Below are 466 nucleotides of genomic sequence, written 5' to 3'. Positions count from 1 at the left end.
TGGACAGACTGCTTGAGGATTTCCGGCGTCGGATCAGCAGCCGTACCGAGCAGCAGCCGTGAAGTGAAAGTTGCTCCGTGTAGGGGAAACGTGATGGATTCCTTTGTGATGTTAAGTTTGATGCAATAGCCTTCGAAAGAATCGGTTCAGATAATTTCCAAATGGTTTGCAAGTCCTTCTTCGACCTTAGTCGGAATAAACTCGGTAATCTTGTATTTCGCTACGCCTTCTCGGTGAAACGGGTCTTCTGCAATTAACTTTTCCACCTGTTCCCGGCCTGATGCTTTCATCAGGATAACGCCGCCTGTCCGCGGCTGTTTGCGTCCAGACAGCACAAATACACCTGCTTGATAATACCGTTCGAGATACGCGATATGCTCGGAAAGGTAGGTTTCAACCGCAGCAAATGCTTTCAGATATTCCAACGAGACGATAAACAGCTCTTTTCCTTGTCTCAGCATTAAAC

At 47.4% G+C, this 466-nt stretch carries 1 protein-coding gene and 1 pseudogene; both read right to left on the bottom strand.

The genetic code is table 11. The features are described 5' to 3' along the window. Positions 1 to 95: pseudogene (locus ACTHTS_RS11135) on the bottom strand (thiazole synthase); the annotation flags it as partial. A gap of 51 nt (positions 96 to 146) precedes the next feature. Further along, positions 147 to 466 (bottom strand): YciI family protein (locus ACTHTS_RS11130; protein ID WP_440370073.1); only part of this gene is annotated, 320 nt, incomplete at its 5' end.

Source organism: Neisseria sp. P0019.S003 (assembly GCF_051957115.1).
Lineage (GTDB): Bacteria > Pseudomonadota > Gammaproteobacteria > Burkholderiales > Neisseriaceae > Neisseria > Neisseria flavescens_D.
The sequence above is the reverse complement of the archived record's forward strand: the minus strand, read 5'-3'. Positions and strand labels throughout refer to the sequence as shown.